Below are 17,983 nucleotides of genomic sequence, written 5' to 3'. Positions count from 1 at the left end.
ATTGCAGCGTGTTAATCCCACCTACGCACTACAGGGGTCCCGCAGACGCAGTACTGGCATCATTGGTCAAATCGTAATGACCTGACCGCCCGCGGCATCACTGCGGCGGCATGCATCAAGGACCAACTGCGTTCGTCGTGCCAAATCGTGATAACGTGCATCGACTTCGCCCGTAATTGCCGCTTCGGCCAAACGTGTGACCATCGCAATCTCTTGAGCTCCCGCCCGATCACACGCCGGTTCATCGAACTTAACCGTTTCGCTGTTGCGATGGAAATGCCAGCGACATCCGTCGATCAACAGTTGGTGGTGATGCACGTCGTAATGGGTGTGATCGCCCAATAAAGGCAAAACAAAGTCGTCCAAGCTGACATAGCCCTGCTCGCCTGAAATCCACGCGGTCTGCTGATTTTCACACAAAAAAGAGCAGTAAAACGAGGCTGTTACTCCACCCTCGAAGGTCATGTCTGCAGCAAACTCGCCAGGCACGTCCGAAGCAGAACCCTCCCCCTTTATAGGTGTGACGGTAGAAGCCCGTATTGACTGCGGCATGTGACCTCCCATGATGCCCAGCGTGAACCGGATGCAATACCACCCCAGGTCACCGAGGCATCCATGCGGTTCAAGCGTGGCGTCGGTCCGAATATTAGAGGACTTGAAGGTGGCGTCACCAGCGAACGAGAAGTGAGTTTGTATTCGCCTCACCTTTCCAATGGGTGATTCGTTAAGCAACGTCGACTTGAGTGCTTCCCAACGCTGCGAATGATCAAACATCACACCGTCGATGAACTGAACACCGGCCGCTTCGCAAGCACCAACCATCTCTTCAAGATCGGAACTGTGAATCGCGACTGGCTTTTCACACAGCACGTGCTTGCCCGCCTTGGCGGCAGCTACCACGTATGACTTGCGAAGCCCGGTGGGCAGCGGGACGTAGATGGCGTCAATGTCGGGATCAGCAATCAACGATTCATAATCACCGACGGCTTGCACAGATTGTTCCGGAGCCGTTTGCGCGCTGCATTCGTCAATGAACCGCTGCGCCTTGGCCTCGTTACGACTAGCCACCGCGACCACGCATCCATTTTCGCTGACTTCGATCGCGTTCCAGATTTTCCTTGCGATTCCAGCAGTGCTTAGAATTCCCCAGCGGCAGGTCGACTTGCTCATGTTGTGTTTGATCTAACTAAGTTCAGGTTCTGGAATCGCTACGTCATAGACCCAGCGGTAAGTGTCCTTTAGGTTTCCCGACAACGTCTCGCGTTGCAACACACGAACTAATGACGCTTCCGTAACAACTTCACCCACCACAGCTTCGATCGCAAGTTCACCACTCACTCGATAGCTGCTGCCGAGAAACTTTGGTGTCTCTTTCACTCGACAGGCGATGTCGAAACGAATGGAATTGGGTTGCTGAGGATTACGGCCAACGCTGATGCTCCAATGACCGCGACCGGCTCCCCCCACCCCTAGGATTGTTGGTTGATCGTTGATTGGCTCGAGCGAGATCTGCTGAATCGGGGGCGAGTCGGGCCAATCATTCTCGGCATCCGAATCGATACTACGAGCGACCTCGGTGTCGTCAACGAGTATGCGATGAACAAACCGATCTTCGTTCCAAGAGTACTCAACAGCCAAACGTCCGTCGCTGTTCACCGACCGATGGACAATCAAAGAGCTGGGTTTTGGTGAAACAGACATACATAGCTTGCGAAAGGAGAAGTTGAATTAAGACGCGTTGGACGTTGCAGGCAACTTCTCGAATGCAGCTAAAACCTTCAACCCATCGGCTTGGCTTTTTTCTGGGTGGAACTGCGTTGCAAAGATATTGTCTTTCCAAACCATCGCACAGAATTTTTCGCCGTACTCACATTCCAGTGCCACGACACCGGGGTCGGTCGGGCGAACATAGTATGAGTGAACAAAATAGAAGTGAGTTCCCGTTTCGATGTCCGCAAGCACCGGTGCGTCGTGTTTCTTAACAACGCTATTCCACCCCATGTGCGGCACTTTCCGCTGGGGCGCTGGCGCGAACCGCACGACGTCACCGGCAATCACTCCCAGCCCTTCATGTTCACCGTGTTCAAACCCTCGCTCGAACAACAATTGAAGCCCTAAGCAGATACCCAAGAATGGGCGGCCCGAAGCAACAAAGTCCCGAATCGGTGAAGCGAGGTCGCGATGGTTGAGCTCTGCCATGGCGTCGCCGAAAGCTCCAACGCCAGGCAGAATAAGTTTTTCGGCCTGAGCTATTTCGCTTGGATCGGAACTGATTCGAGCTTCGCCACCGACTCGCTCGATAGCCTTCTGCACACTTCGCAGGTTGCCCATTTGGTAGTCGACGATGGTAATCATGAGCGCAAAGTTGGGTCCAAATAGTGTCGCAACGGGAAAACCCGGCCAGAATCGCGCACTCGTAGGCACGAGAATCAAGCGGGTGTAGGCACAAGAATCAAGCAGGTGCAGGCAATAGCGTAGCCCATCAATTGGCAATTTGGCACCGCCAGTTTACTATCGGACTCCCTCGCTACTGCCCAAGTTCGCTCTTTTTTGATCGCCCGATTTCCGATGTCCAATCCCGACGCCGATTCCCCCCTTGAATCGCCACCCAATCTGGAGTCGCTACGTCGCCTCATGCAGACGCTCCGCACGCGAGCCAATGAAATGCCGGAAGGCTCATACACGACCAAACTGCTTTCGGGTGGCCCGGAAAAGATCGGCGGAAAGATTCGTGAAGAGGCCGAAGAGATGATCGAGGCGGCCAGCGAAGAGGGCGATGCAGGTCGCGAGCATTTTATCTACGAGGCTGGCGACCTGATCTATCACGCGATGGTGCTACTTGCTTGGCGAGGCGTCGACATCGATGAAGTCGCCGCTGAACTGGCTCGCCGCGAAGGCACCTCTGGCTTGGCCGAAAAAGCCAGCCGCCAACCCAAATCCTAAGCCCCCACTCAACGCATACTCTTTTCGCGAAGCAACTTCCTTGGATTCTCAAAACAATCTCCGTATCGGCGTGCCGAGCAAAGGTCGACTCAGTGAAATCGCTGAGGAACTACTTTCGCAAGCCGGCCTAAAGTATCGTCGGCAAAACCGTGGCTTGTTCGCACGCGTGAGCGGCTTGCCCATCGACATCATCTTTCTGCGAACCGACGACATCCCGACTCTTTGCGCCGAAGGCGCGATCGACATGGGCGTCACCGGCAGCGACCTTGTCGAAGAATCCGGATACGGTGTTTCGGACAACGCATCGCCTATCGAAACTCGAATGCAACTCGGTGTCGGCCGTTGTCGTTTGGCGATCTGTATCCCTGATGATTCAGAGTTTAAATCCGCGAAGGACTTAGACACGAAGCGGATTGCGACGAGTTTTCCGACCGTCACCAAGACATACCTTGCCGCTCACCACGCGACTTCGCATCTGGTTTCCCTATCGGGTTCCGTCGAAGTCATGATTGGCTTGGGTGTGGCCGATGCGATCGTTGACCTTGTCGAAACGGGAAGCACATTAGCGGCGAACCGCTTGCGCATCCTTGAAGAGATCGGATCTTACGAGACAGTCCTGATCCAAGGAAAAAATTGTCGAGACAAAGAGACCGCGGATCGAGTCGTCCGTCGTCTCGAAGGCGTCGTGATTGCGCGAGACTACTCGTTGCTTGAGTACAACATTCTGCGATCGAAGCTGGCTGCGGCCGAAGCGATCACTCCCGGCTTCAATTCCCCCACGGTGAACTCGCTTGAGGATTCGGATTGGTGCAGCATCCGAGTGATGGTCAAACGTAAAGAGGTGATTGATGCGATGGAGAAGCTCGAAGCGCTCGGTGCATCGGCCATCATGGAAACAGCGATTTCTAATTGTCGCCTGTAGACTCGCCCCTCTCTTTCTACTGACTCCTCCTACAACGCCTCTCTCTACAACGCCTCTCTCAACAAAAAAGATTCCTAGTGACTGAACTGCCCATCGAAATTGATATCGCTGCGGTAAGCGCCATGCGAGCATCAGGCGAAGACTTCGTCCTGCTCGACGTACGCGAACAAGACGAATACGACTTTGCCAAAATTGACGGCAGCATGTTGATCGCGATGAGCGAACTCGGGGATCGCCTGGCGGACTTGGAACCCTATCGCGATTCCCACATCGTCGTGCATTGTCACCACGGGGGCCGAAGCTTGCGCGTAACACAAGTGTTACGCGAACAGGGATTTAGCAAGGTCCAAAACATGACGGGCGGCATTGACGCCTGGAGCCAACAGATCGATTCAAACGTACAGCGATACTAATGTCCAAACTCACCCGAATATTGATTGCCCTCGTTTTACTTGGCATTGGCACCGTCCCCGCACGTGCCGATGAATCCAAAAGTTCGCCAGCGACAGCAAGCGTCACCGAGTCGCCCGAAACCACCGATCCACTAGCGAGTTATCGCGATGCGGCAGTGAAGAAGTGGGAAGACGACATCGTGAAGTTTGAGGCCGCAGACGCGACAGTGAACTCAAACGATGATTCCATTTTGTTGCTCGGTAGCAGTAGCATCCGATTGTGGAATACCGCCGAAGTCGACCTCGTGCCGTTTCACGTTGTCAGACGAGGCTACGGCGGGGCGAAGTTTGATGATCTAGCGGTCTATGCCGAACGACTGATCCAACCTCATCGTTTTCGAGCGGTGGTGATCTTCGTCGCCAATGATATTACGGGCGACAAGGACGGCGCGAATGACAAGACTCTAGAACAGCTAAAGCCGCTGGTGGAACACGTCGTTTCGGTCGCGCACGCCCATCAACCTGAATCACAAGTGCTAATTGTCGAGGTCACTCCGACACCAAAGCGATTTCAAGTTTGGCCGAAGATCCGCGATTTCAATGCGATGTTGCGAGAACTCGCGTTGTCGACGCCACGAACTCATTTCATCGCAACCGCCGGCCAAGTCCTTGATACCGCCGGAAACCCACGTGACGAACTGTTTCGTGAGGACCAATTGCATTTGAATGCAAAAGGGTACGAACTTTGGTCGTCATTGATCCGCCGCCGTCTGATCGAAGTGCTGGAACAGGTCGCCCGAGAAGAGCATGCACCCAAGGAAAATAAAACGGCTGCTTTGCGATAGCTGAAGGAGACCGATTGGCGTTCGCTGACGGAAAACGGCAAATGTCAGCACCCGAGTATTGCCGGGAAAGGAAATGCTGCTATTTGCAGCGATGCAGTTCGGGGTGATACGGTTCGTGGTGATATGTATTGCCTGATTATTGGCTGCCGTTGACGAAAATCCGATCATCACGATTGGTCTGGCCCGCGCCCCCGGGCATTGGTTATCCTTCTCGACTATCGCCATGGTCAACACTGGCTAGCCCGCGAAAGATCGTGGGTCATTGAGGCGATTTTGTCATGGAGGACACTCGTGCAAACGATCAAAACAGCGGCCATCGTGGTCTTATTAATGTCGGTCATTTACGGCGCCTACGTCTCGTTGACCACTCCGCCCGAACCATTGCCGGCCGATGTCGAAGACATGCTGGTGATGGATGGCCAGAGCCTAGGTCCGATGGAATCAACTCTGCCGCCATCATTAGCTGAATTGGGTATCAGCGCCGGGGAAGTTGCTTCTCAGACGCCAACGTCCGCTGGCGAGGCCACTGAATTCGGAATTTCAGATGGCGAATCGGGCTTTGCCAGCACCTCGGGCTCAAACCCTAACTTCTCCAATTCGCTTTCCATGGCTGGCGGTTCAAACAACCAGAACGCGACCGCTGGATCGAACCAAGCGGATGGTGCTCTTGGTTTCCCCAACCAAAACACGCAAGTCTCGTCCGGCGTTTCCGCATCACTTTCGGATAATGACCTGCCGAACTTTGACACGGGCACTTCGGCGTCACTTGCATCCACTTCGCTCGATGGTAGCGCGAAGTCTGCACCACTTCCCGTGTCCAACGCGTTCAACGGCAAGTACCCCAACACCGGACGCAAGTTCGAAATGCCTGACCCGACGCAGTTGGAATCTGATCTCGGTGGTGCCCAGGCTTCGACAATGAAAGCCACCGCACCCGCTGGCGAAGTCGCTCAAGTGGCCGCAATCCATTCTGACGAAAACTTGGGTCTAGTGAATGCGATCCGCAGCGCCGACTTCCAGTACCAGAACGACCAACGACGCGAAGCACTTTCAACGCTCAGCATCTTCTACAGCACTCCCAATCTTTCAGGCGAACAACGCAGCGAACTTCTTTCACGCTTGGACCCATTGGCGGCGTCCGTGATTTATTCACGCGAACACCTTCTTGAGCGACCGTATCGGGTAGCTACCGACGAAACACTGATGGAAATCGCGGATCGCTACGAAGTACCTTGGCAACTTCTAGCGAACATCAATCAAGTCCGCGATCCCGTGGCAATCGTTCCAGGAACGGAATTGAAGGTCGTTCGCGGTCCGTTTCGTGCCGAAGTAGATCTGACCAACAGTGAACTGACGTTATTCCTTGGTGACCTGTATGCAGGCCGTTTCCCCATTGCTGTTGGTAACGACCCAGCACCAAAGTTGGGCACGTTTACCGTCCAAGACAAACAAACATCACGAACGTTCTACGATGCTTCGGGAGCCCCCGTGCCGCCCGGCACACCTGAGAATCCATACGGTGGAGCGTGGCTGGACCTGGGCGGACAACTCTGCATTCATGGCAGTCCGTATCCTACTCGCCCATCGGACCGCGGCTGCATCAGCTTGGCTGGCGATTTTGCTGACGACCTCTTCGGGATACTCTCGCAAGGATCTTCGGTCACGATCAAACGATAAACGTCAACAAGAGACGTCAACGAGAGACGCCAGAGGTCCCAGTCGGGCGTTTGGAATGAAACCTGAGTCCGATCCAAGACTCAAACCCGAGCTTGGACCGATACACCTGTAGCGGCCTACTCAAACGCGGCAAGACATTTTAGGCTGGCGCGGAAGTCTCAGCCTCATCCCTTCAGCCACCGCCAGCCGCCATGTCTTACTCTCGTGACCAACTGATTGAACTGCTTCGTAGCGAGGCTCTGCAAACGGGCGAATTCACGCTCGCCAGCGGTGCAAAAGCAAACTACTACCTCGATTGTCGCAATATCACCTTGCACCCCAAGGGCGCGGGAGTGATCGCCGAAGGCATGCTCGAAGTCATCAAAGCACGCGGCCCGCTACCAGCAGCAGTGGGCGGAATGGCGATTGGCGCCGATCCGATTACCGCCTCCATCGTGACCATCGCGGGCCAGAAGGACTTACCGCTCAAGGGCTTCATGGTCCGCAAAGAACCCAAGGGTCACGGCATGGGCAAACAGGTCGAAGGGCCTGTCAAACCAGGCGACAAAGTGATCATCGTCGAAGACGTGATCACAAGCGGCGGCAGTGCAATTAAAGCGGTCGAAGCCGCCCGTGCCTTTGGATTGGAAGTCGACTGCGTCATTGCGATCATTGATCGACTTGCCGGTGGCGAAGAAGCCTTCAAAGCAATCGGCGTTGAATTGATCACCTTAACCACGATCAAGGACTTTGGGCTCTAGCCGATTTCGATGGAAACAACGCTGCACCAACAACTCAAACTCGCCTACGCCGAAAACCCGGCGCAGACGGAAGTGCAGCTTGGCCGATTTCGAATTGACGCCGTTCGAGGCGACGAACTTATTGAAGTCCAATGCGCCTCGTTATCGGCAATTCGAGACAAGTGCCGCAAACTGCTCGAACGTCATTCACTTCGCGTTGTGAAGCCAGTGGTGATTCGAACACGAATCCATAAGCTGACTTCAAAGACTGGTAAGACAAAGTCACGACGCATGAGCCCAAAAAGAGGCAGCGTGCTGGATCTGTTCGAAGATCTGATTTACTTCACGCGAGTCTTCCCTCACCCTAATCTAACGCTCGAAGTTCCGTTGGTTCACGTGGAGCAAATTCGCATACCGAGTCAAAAGAAGCGGCGACGTGCTTGGCACAAGGACTACAAAGTCCTAGACGTGAAATTGGAATCGATTGAGTCGACGCATGAGTTCAACCAAGCAACGGATTTGCTCAGTGTGCTAGGTGACTTTCAAGGCGTAAGTGGTGACTTCAACACCGCGGACTTGGCCAAGGCAATCGATCGACCTCGACATCAAGCGCAGCAGATCGCCTATGTCTTGCGTAAAGTAGGCGCCATCGATACCCAGGGCCGAAACCGTAGCGGCATCGTCTATCAACGTGCCGCTTAACGTCCGTTCCCCATCCTCTTTCCCGCCTTTATCCATGCGCGTTCTCGTCACCGGTTGCGGCGGATTCTTAGGCAGCGAGATCGTACGCCAGTGCCTTTCGCGCGGCGACAACGTGATTGGCCTATCACGCCGCTCTTATCCCCATTTGATTGACGCTGGCATGATCGAGCGTCGGGGTGACCTAGCGGATCGCGAGTTCGTCGTCGGTGCCTGCCAAGACGTCGATGCGGTGATCCACACGGCCGCCGTCGCGGGAGTCTGGGGCAAAGCTGATTACTACGAACGCAACAACGTTACCGCGACACGAAACGTCATTGATGCCTGTCGGGCTAACGAGATTCGCCATCTGATTTTCACCAGTAGCCCCAGCGTCACCTTCGCTGGCGATCACCAGCGTGGAATTGACGAAACGGCACCGTACCCAGACCGCTGGTTGTGCCATTACCCAAGAACCAAAGCGATCGCCGAGCAGGCGGTGATGTCGGCGGACGAACCCGGCGGCCTGCGGACCGTTTCGCTTCGCCCCCATTTGATCTGGGGTAACAACGACCCACACCTGTTGCCGCGAATCGTCGCCAAAGCGAAGTCCGGTCGATTGCGAATCGTGGGCGAGGGCAACAATTTGGTCGACACCGTGCACGTGGTTAACGCGGCGGCATCGCACCTCGACGCACTCGATACGCTTGGGCAAGATCCCGAGCGAGCCGCAGGCCGGGCTTACTTCATTGCCCAAGATGAGCCCGTGGATTGTTGGGCATGGATCGCGAAAATCTGCAAAATTGCGGGCGTACCGGCCCCCAGCAAACGGATCTCATACCAAGCGGCTCGACGGCTCGGCCACGGTTTCGAACTGGCCTATCGGGCACTCGGGCTGCAAAGCGAACCGCCGATGACGCGGTTCGTGGCCGCGCAATTGGCCAAAGACCACTATTTCGACATATCCGCTGCCAAAGAACGGCTGGGATACCGTGTTCGGCTGTCGATGGCGGAAGGGCTCGAGAATTTGGAAGTCAAAAATTGAGCGTCAATTGCGCGTCCAAAATCCTTTGACCGGGGTAATCTTTACGTGTCCGTTACAAGTCAGGCCGTTGTCTTTTCAGCCTCCGATTGTTAGCCTTTCGGGTGTTGGCTGAAGCAGGGTTCCTCCTGTTCGGTTGACCAATTACGTACAACTTTGCCTGCATTTCAACGCTATCCATCCTACCGGTGGCCAAACTCACGTGATCGCCCCCCATCGCGCTTCCCAGCTTCCTGATAACCAGCGCATCGTGATTACGGGCATTGGATTAACTGCCCCCAACGGCAACGACTGGGGTTCGTATCGCGACGCCCTATTGGAAGGCCGCAGTGGCGTTAGCCCCTATGAAATTCGCTACTTCGGCAAGACGCTTGCGGGTATATGCGACTTCGATTGGAATCGCTACCAAACCAAAAAAGATATCCGCCGCGGAACCCGCGCCGGCAGCGTCGGTGTCTACGCAGCCAACGAAGCCATCAAGCACTCTGGCATCGATTGGGAAAACACAGACAAGTCGCGAGTGGGCATTTATGTCGGCGTCACCGAACACGGTAACGTCGAAACGGAAAACGAAATCTTTGTGATCAAGGGCTTCGATTACGACACGAGTTGCTGGTCGCACCACCACAACCCACGTACCGTCGCGAATAATCCGGCTGGGGAAATCGCACTGAACATGGGCATCACAGGCCCGCACTACACCATCGGCGCCGCATGTGCAGCGGGCAACGCGGGGCTAATCCAGGGCGCTCAAATGCTTCGCCTGGAAGAATGCGATGTTGCGATCGCTGGCGGAACGAGCGAAAGCATTCACACGTTCGGAATCTTCGCCAGCTTCAACAGCCAGAACGCACTGGCAACGAACGATGACCCCACCAAAGCGTCACGTCCGTTTGACGTCGATCGCAACGGGATCGTCGTGGCCGAAGGCGGATGCCTTTACACGCTTGAAAGACTCAGCGATGCGAAAGCACGCGGAGCCGAAATATACGGCGAGTTGGTCGGCTATCACATGAATACCGATGCGACTGACTTCGTCCTGCCCAACCCCGAGCGGCAGGCCGAGTGCGTCAACATGGCGTTGAAACGAGCCGGTTTGAACCCGAACGACATCGATATCGTCAGCACGCACGCAACTGGCACCGCCAGCGGCGATGCACAAGAGTGCGATGCCTTGCGACGGGTCTTCGGCGAGTGCGACAACCCTCGAATCAACAACACAAAAAGCTACATTGGTCATGCGATGGGAGCCGCCGGTTCATTGGAACTTGCCGGCAACCTAGCATCCTTCCAGGACAACGTTGTCCATCCGACGATCAACGTAGACGAACTCGATCCCGCGTGCGACCTTCCAGGATTGGTGCTCAACCAGCCCCAGGAAACCAAACGGGTAGACTACATTTTGAACAATTCGTTTGGCATGCTGGGGATCAACTCCGTGGTCATCATTGGCCGTATGTCTTAAGCCCGTTTACTGACCTTTTCCTTTGTTAATAATTGCATGACGCCTGCTGAAATTCGCGACGAAATCATTGACATTCTTGAAGACATTTCGCCTGACGATGAGTTGGACGACTTGGATGACGACAAGAACTTCCGCGACCAACTCGAACTCGACAGCATGGACTTCCTCGACATTGTCATGGAACTCCGTAAGCGACACCGCGTTCAGATTCCTGAAGAAGACTACGGTCACTTGGCCAGCATGACGTCAACGGTGACGTACCTGGAACCAAAGATGAAAGACATCGTCAAAGCCTAAACGGGTTCCCTAAGATGCCCTACCCGATCAGCCGCCTGTTGACTCTAACGCTGCTAATCGGGCTTTTGCTAGGCGGAGCGAACGAGCTGTTGGCTCAAGCCTCCGGCGTCCGTGGCCCTGCATCTCTCGACGCCAAAAGTGACCGTGCCGGTAGCCGAAGTGCCGGAAGCCAAAGTGCCGGTAGTGGCGATACCGGAAAGCGGGATACCACCATTAGAGAAAAAAACGCTCGCCAGAGCCGACGCGATTTGCTTCGCGACGAGAGCGATCTTGGACTAGGGATGTCGGTCCGTCGCCATCGAGACTACGAACCGGCGGATGATCTCGACCAGCGCCGCAAAGCCGCAGGCTTGTCACCGCCACCTGCTTGGCAATTATGGCAGGCCATGTACTTGGATCTCACCGGCTACTATGACTCACGCGGCGCGTATTGCTCACCCGACGCTGGCAGCCGCTTCGCCCCGATCTATCAGTGGCAAGCGCCAGTGGTTGGCGATTATCAAGGCAGACCATTCATCATCCCCGGAACGTTTCAGCCAAATACATTTCAGCCTTATACGTTTCAACCTGGCGCGTTTCAACGTTAGGCGAGCCTAGTCACGGTAGGACGCAGAGTTCTATCCAATGGCCATCAGGGTCCTGCAAGAAGGTTTGCTGGGCGCCATCGGGACGAACCTTCCGTGGCAATCGCTTGGCGCCGCTGGCATCGAGTTGCGCTTCCCAGCCATCAAGTTCGTCCACCATCAAAGCCAAGTGGCCACCGCGATGGTGCGAATGCACTGGATGATCTCGGTCACCGATCAAATGCAATTCTTGGTCAACTCCTAAACGGAACCAAGCCCCCGGAAAATCAAACGCAGGCCGTTCCATTACCGGCAATTTCAACACGTCGCGATAGAACGCCTCACTGACGGTAACATCGGCCACATGAAGGGCGACATGGTTGAGTTGCAGTACTTTCATAGGATCCAATGTCGTCAACGAGACGCTGGGGCAAGCGGTAGATTAAAGAAGCAGTCCGGCGATGGCACCAGTCATGCAACAAGCAAGCAGTCCCCCGAACATCGCCCGCAGACCTAGTTTAGCTAGATCATCTTTGCGAGAGGGCTCTAGGCCGCCAATACCTCCGACCTGAATGCCGATCGCCCCGAAGTTGCTGAATCCGGCGAGTGCATAGGTCAGCACCACGCGTGTTCGTTCGCTGATCACGCCGCCGGGACCAACCGTCGCATTCCCCAACGCATCGTAGGCGATGAACTCATTGGCGACTGTCTTAAGCCCGATTAGGCGACCGGCTTCCATACATTCACCCGCTGGAATCCCTAGCAACCACGCTAGCGGCCAGCACAAATATCCTAAAATCACCCCCAGCGTCACCATCGGCGAACCGGCGTCGTCAACCAGACCAACCAGTGAGCATCCGTAACCCAATATCACATCGAAGAGCGCAATCAGTGCCAAGAACGCAATCAACATCGCACCAACGTTAAGTGCAAGCTTCAATCCATCGCTGGCGCCCTCGACCGCTGCGCCGATGAGGTTCACATGACTGCTTGGCGCTGAAAGCGTCATTTCCGCAGCCACTTTCTCGGGTTCCGTTTCGGGCACCATGACCTTGGCAATCAATAAGGCTGCAGGGGCACTGATGATGGAAGCCGTTAACAGGTGCGAGATATCGATGCCCATGCCGGCATAGACCCCTAACAAGCCGCCCGTCACGGTTGCAAACCCACCGGTCATCATGGCGCACAATTCACTGCGTGTCATGGAGCCAAGGTAAGGCCGAACGACTAACGGAGCTTCCGTGTGTCCGACAAAAACATTGGCCGCCGCCGCAAGCGTTTCAGCACCGCTAGTCCCCAAGGTGAAACGCATCACCCAGGCCAAGGCCCACACCAATCTTTGCATGATGCCCAAATGGTAAAGGATGCTCATCAACGAAGAAAAGAATATCACCGTCGGTAATATGCCAAAGGCGAACGTATTGAGCAGTGACTGATCGCCGTTGATCGAAAACAAAAAACCGCTGCCCGCTTTCACCGTCGCCATCACCTCCGTGAATGCGTCGCCGATAAGCTGGAACACGTATCGGCCAGGATCCGTTCGCAGCACGATCAAACCGAGCAACAACTGCAACAACAAGCCGCCCACGACGACTCGCAACGGAAAGCGTTTTCGATCGGTGCTAATCAACCACGCCAAGCCGATGAAGACAGCCAGGCCAAGCGCACAGATCAATCGAGCTTGCATAAGAACGTTCGCAAAGAAGTGACACGGACTAGGGTTTTTGCGGTGTAGCAAAGATACGATCACCGGCATCGCCTAATCCCGGCACAATAAATGATTGATCATTCAAACTCGGATCAATCGCAGCAACGTACAAACGCACATCAGGGAAATCTTTCGAGACGCGATCAATGCCTGCCTGAGATGCAATGATACTCAGCACTCGTATTTCATCGACGCCCCAACTCTGCAACCGTCGGACCACCATGTCCACGCTGCCACCGGTTGCTAACATCGGATCAAGGACCAACGCGACGTTGGGTGCGCCCTTTTGCGGCAACTTGTCGTAGTAGCCGACCGGCTCGGCGGTTTCTTCATTGCGATACATGCCAAGGTGCCAAACAGCAGCATCGGGCAACAAGTTTTGCAAGGGTTCAACCATGCCCAAACCTGCTCGCAGGATCGGAACCAAGCCCACGTTCACGCTCAACGCTCGACAATCCGCTTCGCAGATTGGCGTTTGAATTTTCTTGGGCCCGGTGGCCAAGTCTTCTGTCGCGTGAACCCCCACCAGGACCGACAACCTTGATATGGCTGCCCTGAACTCACTCGAACAAGTCGCCTGATCGCGAACGGTACAAAGGTGATGGTCCACCAACGGGTGCGTTATCAGGCTAACTCGTTTCACAGCAAAATTCCCAAAGACAAGTTTTCGGTCCGCAATAGTAGAACGAAGTTTGAAGTGCTTAACAGTAGCGGTTGAGCCGTTACTTGCGTTTACGCTTTCGGATGTTGGTACTTTCCGGGCGATGGGACGTCCACCGATGGTGCTTTGATCGTTGACAGATCCCCCGTCTCGAGGCCCTCGGGCACAAGCGATTGAGAGCTGTTGGCGATCTCATCAAAGGTCATAACCTTTCCCGTATAACAAACTTCGCGACCGAGAATTGCCAACAACGTGCTGTCACACATGTACTCACCATTGTTGATGCGTTCGCGTTCCCCACGGATGGCTTTAAACATTTCGTCCTGCTCGGCTTGATGCATTTGTACCGAATCAGAATCAAATTTCCACGGCTTGAGTCCTGCAATTTCGTAAGCGCACAACTTCGCCATGCCATCGGTACCGTAGACGAAATCTTCAGTCTGATTAAAGCAGCCCGCCATTTGACGAGTGCTCGCATACGTACGAGTGTTGTCTTCCCATTCATAAACCACGGTGAAGTGGTCGTAAATATTACCGTGGGTCAACTCACCGCGCGCTTGACGCCCGCCCATTCCGTACGCCTTGACCGGTGGCTTGTCGAATCGCAACCAAAGTGCCTTATCAAGACTGTGAATGAACTGTTCGACAATATGATCACCCGATGCCCATGTGTAGTTGTACCAATTGCGACATTGGTACATCAGTTCGCTCTCACCAGGCTTCCTAGTCTTCACCCACACAGGACGAGTCAAGTAATCCGCTTGGGTGGAAACGATCGTTCCGATTTGCCCATCGTTGACGCGAGCAACGGTCTCTTGCATTCCCTTGTCATAGCGCCAACACAACCCGCTAACGACATTCAAACCTTTCTGATCGGCCAGCTCACAGGCGGCTCGAACTCGCCGAACTCCCGCAGGATCTGTGGCCACAGGTTTCTCACAAAAAATTTCTTTTCCCGCCTCCACCGACGCTTCAATATGATCAGGTCGATAGCAGGGGGGAGCAGCCAACAACACGACGTCGACGTCTGAGGCAAGCAATTTTTTGTAGGCGTCAAAGCCGACAAAGCATGTTTCATCCGTCACTTTGAATTGATCAGCGAACCGAGAACGAGACTCCATGCTCTTGCGGCATGATTCAACCGCCTCGGGAAATAAGTCGGCAAGGGCCACGATGCGAACGGATGGATCGGCCGCCATCGCGTTCACGGCGGCACCGCTTCCTCGTCCCCCGCATCCAATCAAACCGACGCGAATGACGTTATCGGACGCGGCATGAACCTTGGGCAAGCCAGTTGCCAACACTCCCGCGACCGCACCGGCTGCCGTAACGAAGTCGCGACGGGTGGGAGTGGACTTAATGGACGAGCGATGATCGGATTGGGAATGACTGGATGCTGGATGATCGGCTTGGGAATGATTGGACATGGTGGGCACTCAATCGAAGGTAGGCGGGAGGTACCTCAAGGAAGAGGTGGTAAGATGGAGGCTCATTGTAAACAAACTTTTCACCGCGCGCGTCCTTGCCGAACCCTGATGTCCCACCAACACAAAATTGACAACGTGCAGTTGCACGACTTACCAAATTTCGCCACCGCTTTGATCACGAACATGCCAGCGAGTTTGGTGATTGGCTTGGTGGGCACCCTAGGGGCAGGCAAAACGACATTGGTACAGTCCATTGCCGAATCGCTCGGGATTGACGCCAGCGATGTGACCAGCCCCACCTTTACGCTTCTGCAGAGTCACCAAACCAAGGCTCTGCGCGACGACACCAACGACGATTTGCCGCATGTGCTGCATCACCTCGATGCGTATCGCTTGGCTGACGAAGACGAGTTCCTTGAGCTTGGCGTCGATGAACTTTTTGAAGAATCTGGATCGTGGACATTGATTGAATGGGCTGACCGAGTGGAAGCGGTGATGCCCCCCGGTGCATTGTGGATCCGAATTGAAATCGACGACGACAACGATGCTCGTGAGCTGATCTTAAGCACTCGATCGGCCAAAGTAGCTCAGGGGTTCCTGGGCTTGTGAAATCTGCGTGAAACTTCTCGGCGAGCCGGCCTTTCGGCTGACGCCCCAGGTTTGGTACACCCGGTTCGTCTCCGGTTCCTTTCACGCCTTTTTGCCAAGCTTAAGACATCATGATCCCACGATCACTGCTCTCGCTAAGCCTCCTGTTCGTAAGCGTCACGTTTGTTTGCGCTGAGCCACCGAGTTTTCGCAGCCTCTTTGGGCGAGCTCCCAAAGCCGATGCCGACGATTCGAAGGTGTATGAATTGAGCGAGGAAGATGGGCCGTTCATGATTCTGGCCTCGACCCAAGTTGGCGAAGGGGCACGCGAACGAGCCAATCAACTGGCGATCGAAATTCGTCGAGACCTAGGCCTCGCGGCCTTCATCTATAACGAAAAGTTCGACTTCACCGGCACGCTCGCCTACGACCACAATACATCTAAGCGAGTGCGTTATGCCAACCGCTATGAGTATGAAGCGTACGCGGTATTAGTCGGCGAGTACGATCGAATTGACCATCCCGATGTCGAGCGTGACTTGAACCGAATCAAATCTGCCAAACCAAACGTCTTGGTCGATCCCAAATCACAAGCGGCTGAACTCAACGCAAAGACTCCTGTGACTACGGTCAAAGCGATTGCAGCAAGCTTGACCCGAAAGTCATCTGGTGACAAAGACGCCGGACCAATGGCCACAGCCTTCGTTACTCGTAATCCGATGTTGCCTGAAGAGTACTTTGAAGCCCCCGTGGTCGATTCGTTTGTCAGCCAACTCAATGAACAGTTCGACGAATTCAATCTACTCGAGAGCGATGGCAAGTTCACCGTCGTCGTAAAGACCTTCCAAGGGGTTTCAACTCTGATCGGTGCTTCGAAGTCCAAGGAAGTCCAACCCAGCGGCGCGCGAATGGACAAGATGGCGATGGACGCCAGCAAAATGGCGCAAGAACTTCGCAAGAAGGGCGTTGAAGCCTATCAGTTCCATGATCGTCAAAAATCGCTCGTCACAGTTGGCAGCTTTGATTCCCTTGGCCGACAACTTCCTAATGGGCAATTCGAATACGATCCGCAAATCCGAGCTGTTATGAAAGAGTACAGCGCGCTGAATGTTGATCCGGCGCTGGCACGCCAGGTTCCTCCTGGCACCAAAGGTTACGCAAGCAAAAATGTGGGACTGATTCCTTTCGATGTCGAACCCACACCCATCGCCGTTCCCAAGAAAACCAAACGCAGCCTCTACGGTGCCGCGTTCGGATTGCGATAACTTTATGTTTGATCTCGTCCTGGGAACCAACAATCAGAAAAAGCTGGTCGAACTGCGTTTGCTGTTGCCTGAGCGACACATCAGCCTGACCACGCTAGCGGAGATTCCCGAATCGCTTGATGTCGAGGAAACCGGAGCAACATTCACCGAGAATGCCGCACTCAAAGCGACCGAGCAAGCCAAACATTTGGGCCGCTGGGTGTTGGCCGAGGACAGCGGACTGACGGTCGACGCTCTCAAGGGCGATCCCGGAATCTACTCGGCTCGCTATGCGGGAACGCACGGTGATGACGAAGCCAACAACGACAAACTTCTCGCCGAACTAGAGAACGTGCCCGCTGAAAAACGGACGGCGAAGTTCAACTGCTATCTGTGCTTGTCCGATCCAGACGGAAACATTCGCCTGGAAGAACACGGAACCTGTGGCGGCGTGATCGCAACCTCCAGATCGGGGAAAGCCGGATTCGGCTACGATCCTCTGTTCGTGATTCCGGAATACCATCGCACGTTTGGCGAATTGGACTTAACCGTCAAGCGAGCCATCAGTCATCGAAGTCGCGCGCTTCGATCATTCGTGCCCAAGCTGATGCGATTGATTGGCAATCTGAGCTAACTCGGACCGTTCAACGACCAGCGTCGCCTCACGAGAATGACTTTGTCGCGAGTGCAACGGCAGCCGGCCATTGGAAGTGCTCGATTCCCCAGCCGCGAACTTCAATTTGTCGTTTTGCGACTTCTTGGCAAGCGGCTTTTTCAAAATGGACTTCTAGCACCAAGGCTATCCAGCTGTT

At 54.7% G+C, this 17,983-nt stretch carries 21 protein-coding genes; 14 read left to right on the top strand and 7 right to left on the bottom strand.

Annotated elements, in window-relative coordinates:
• Window positions 1–66 precede the first annotated feature (66 nt).
• The 3 genes from Pla22_RS10305 to hisH are packed head-to-tail and all read right to left on the bottom strand — an operon-like array spanning window position 67 to window position 2,355.
• Window positions 67–1,170: a Gfo/Idh/MocA family protein gene (locus tag Pla22_RS10305; protein WP_146514537.1), complete on the bottom strand. Its 1,104-nt coding sequence runs from the start codon at window positions 1,168–1,170 to the stop codon at window positions 67–69.
• A 12-nt stretch (window positions 1,171–1,182) separates the two neighbouring features.
• Window positions 1,183–1,701 carry a hypothetical protein gene (locus tag Pla22_RS10300; RefSeq protein WP_146514536.1) on the bottom strand — a complete coding sequence of 173 codons (519 nt, stop codon included), beginning with the start codon at window positions 1,699–1,701 and terminating at the stop codon, window positions 1,183–1,185.
• Window positions 1,702–1,728: 27 nt separating this feature from the next.
• Window positions 1,729–2,355 (bottom strand): imidazole glycerol phosphate synthase subunit HisH, encoded by a 627-nt coding sequence (gene hisH / locus Pla22_RS10295; protein ID WP_146514535.1) that lies wholly within the window; start codon window positions 2,353–2,355, stop codon window positions 1,729–1,731.
• Window positions 2,356–2,568: 213 nt separating this feature from the next.
• Between hisH and hisE the strand changes: the two genes are divergently transcribed.
• The 11 genes from hisE to Pla22_RS10240 all read left to right on the top strand — a co-directional run bounded on the left by hisE (window position 2,569) and on the right by Pla22_RS10240 (window position 11,567).
• Window positions 2,569–2,943, top strand: coding sequence for a phosphoribosyl-ATP diphosphatase (gene hisE / locus Pla22_RS10290; RefSeq protein ID WP_146514534.1), 375 nt, complete (start codon window positions 2,569–2,571; stop codon window positions 2,941–2,943).
• Window positions 2,944–2,983: 40 nt separating this feature from the next.
• On the top strand, window positions 2,984–3,865 hold the full coding sequence (gene hisG, locus Pla22_RS10285; protein ID WP_146514533.1) for an ATP phosphoribosyltransferase: 882 nt from the start codon (window positions 2,984–2,986) through the stop codon (window positions 3,863–3,865).
• A 77-nt stretch (window positions 3,866–3,942) separates the two neighbouring features.
• Entirely contained in the window at window positions 3,943–4,278 is a 336-nt protein-coding gene (locus Pla22_RS10280) for a rhodanese-like domain-containing protein (protein WP_315854165.1), read from the top strand.
• Complete coding sequence (locus Pla22_RS10275; protein ID WP_146514532.1) at window positions 4,278–5,102, top strand: GDSL-type esterase/lipase family protein; 825 nt, start codon at window positions 4,278–4,280, stop codon at window positions 5,100–5,102. The genes Pla22_RS10280 and Pla22_RS10275 overlap by 1 nt, the downstream gene beginning before the upstream one ends.
• A 291-nt stretch (window positions 5,103–5,393) precedes the next feature.
• Window positions 5,394–6,779 (top strand): L,D-transpeptidase family protein, encoded by a 1,386-nt coding sequence (locus Pla22_RS10270; RefSeq protein ID WP_242631917.1) that lies wholly within the window; start codon window positions 5,394–5,396, stop codon window positions 6,777–6,779.
• A 191-nt stretch (window positions 6,780–6,970) separates the two neighbouring features.
• Window positions 6,971–7,519, top strand: a complete 549-nt coding sequence (pyrE, locus tag Pla22_RS10265; protein WP_146514531.1) for an orotate phosphoribosyltransferase — start codon at window positions 6,971–6,973, stop codon at window positions 7,517–7,519.
• Between the two features lie 9 nt (window positions 7,520–7,528).
• Window positions 7,529–8,200, top strand: coding sequence for a hypothetical protein (locus Pla22_RS10260; RefSeq protein ID WP_146514530.1), 672 nt, complete (start codon window positions 7,529–7,531; stop codon window positions 8,198–8,200).
• Between the two features lie 34 nt (window positions 8,201–8,234).
• A complete protein-coding gene (locus Pla22_RS10255) occupies window positions 8,235–9,221 on the top strand; it encodes an NAD-dependent epimerase/dehydratase family protein (RefSeq protein WP_146514529.1) in 987 nt (328 codons plus the stop codon).
• 199 nt (window positions 9,222–9,420) lie between these two features.
• On the top strand, window positions 9,421–10,683 hold the full coding sequence (locus Pla22_RS10250; RefSeq protein ID WP_146515356.1) for a beta-ketoacyl-[acyl-carrier-protein] synthase family protein: 1,263 nt from the start codon (window positions 9,421–9,423) through the stop codon (window positions 10,681–10,683).
• A 36-nt stretch (window positions 10,684–10,719) separates the two neighbouring features.
• Window positions 10,720–10,980, top strand: a complete 261-nt coding sequence (locus Pla22_RS10245; RefSeq protein ID WP_146514528.1) for an acyl carrier protein — start codon at window positions 10,720–10,722, stop codon at window positions 10,978–10,980.
• Window positions 10,981–10,994: 14 nt separating this feature from the next.
• The gene (locus Pla22_RS10240) at window positions 10,995–11,567 is read left to right on the top strand and encodes a hypothetical protein (RefSeq protein WP_146514527.1); all 573 of its coding nucleotides are present in this window, start codon (window positions 10,995–10,997) and stop codon (window positions 11,565–11,567) included.
• A 10-nt stretch (window positions 11,568–11,577) separates the two neighbouring features.
• Here Pla22_RS10240 and Pla22_RS10235 read toward each other — a convergent pair whose 3' ends face one another.
• From Pla22_RS10235 to Pla22_RS10220, 4 genes are all read right to left on the bottom strand, one after another.
• Window positions 11,578–11,943 carry a VOC family protein gene (locus Pla22_RS10235; RefSeq protein WP_146514526.1) on the bottom strand — a complete coding sequence of 122 codons (366 nt, stop codon included), beginning with the start codon at window positions 11,941–11,943 and terminating at the stop codon, window positions 11,578–11,580.
• A 42-nt stretch (window positions 11,944–11,985) separates the two neighbouring features.
• A complete protein-coding gene (locus tag Pla22_RS10230; protein WP_146514525.1) occupies window positions 11,986–13,230 on the bottom strand; it encodes a NupC/NupG family nucleoside CNT transporter in 1,245 nt (414 codons plus the stop codon).
• Between the two features lie 28 nt (window positions 13,231–13,258).
• A complete protein-coding gene (upp, locus tag Pla22_RS10225; RefSeq protein ID WP_146514524.1) occupies window positions 13,259–13,894 on the bottom strand; it encodes a uracil phosphoribosyltransferase in 636 nt (211 codons plus the stop codon).
• A gap of 89 nt (window positions 13,895–13,983) precedes the next feature.
• Window positions 13,984–15,339: a Gfo/Idh/MocA family protein gene (locus Pla22_RS10220; RefSeq protein ID WP_146514523.1), complete on the bottom strand. Its 1,356-nt coding sequence runs from the start codon at window positions 15,337–15,339 to the stop codon at window positions 13,984–13,986.
• A 108-nt stretch (window positions 15,340–15,447) separates the two neighbouring features.
• On the opposite strand from Pla22_RS10220, the gene tsaE reads away from it, so the two are divergent.
• From tsaE to rdgB, 3 genes are all read left to right on the top strand, one after another.
• Window positions 15,448–15,948: a tRNA (adenosine(37)-N6)-threonylcarbamoyltransferase complex ATPase subunit type 1 TsaE gene (gene tsaE / locus Pla22_RS10215; RefSeq protein WP_146514522.1), complete on the top strand. Its 501-nt coding sequence runs from the start codon at window positions 15,448–15,450 to the stop codon at window positions 15,946–15,948.
• A gap of 110 nt (window positions 15,949–16,058) precedes the next feature.
• On the top strand, window positions 16,059–17,192 hold the full coding sequence (locus Pla22_RS10210) for a hypothetical protein (RefSeq protein ID WP_146514521.1): 1,134 nt from the start codon (window positions 16,059–16,061) through the stop codon (window positions 17,190–17,192).
• 4 nt (window positions 17,193–17,196) lie between these two features.
• Window positions 17,197–17,805, top strand: a complete 609-nt coding sequence (gene rdgB, locus Pla22_RS10205; protein WP_146514520.1) for an RdgB/HAM1 family non-canonical purine NTP pyrophosphatase — start codon at window positions 17,197–17,199, stop codon at window positions 17,803–17,805.
• Window positions 17,806–17,983: the final 178 nt, after the last annotated feature.

Source organism: Rubripirellula amarantea (assembly GCF_007859865.1).
GTDB classification, from domain to species: Bacteria; Planctomycetota; Planctomycetia; order Pirellulales; family Pirellulaceae; genus Rubripirellula; species Rubripirellula amarantea.
Note: the sequence above shows the minus strand (reverse complement) of the source record. Positions and strands in the feature narration are given on the sequence as shown.